This is a genomic window from Acidiphilium sp., from assembly GCF_049977125.1.
GTDB lineage: Bacteria > Pseudomonadota > Alphaproteobacteria > Acetobacterales > Acetobacteraceae > Acidiphilium.
Genome location: NZ_JBMFGY010000039.1, coordinates 19,523 through 19,795, shown reverse-complemented (window position 1 = coordinate 19,795; position 273 = coordinate 19,523).

The following is a 273-nucleotide window of genomic DNA, read 5'->3' as shown; positions in this document are numbered from 1 at the left end:
CCGCGATTGCGCGAGATGGTGGTCGAGGCGATGGAGAGTGCGCGGGGCTGACGCCTGGCCAGACTCGCTGCGTGGTTTTCGCCCCCCTGACGCCGCGCCTGGGTCTAGAGCGTGATGCTTTCAGCATAACGCTCTAGTATTATGTTTTTTCGAGCGATTTCATGCGATTATGTAGCCGCTGCTGCGTCAACTTAATCGCATATCGCTCTAGAGCGTGGTGCTTTCAGCATAACGCTCTAGTATTATGTTTTTTCGAGCGATTTCATGCGATTA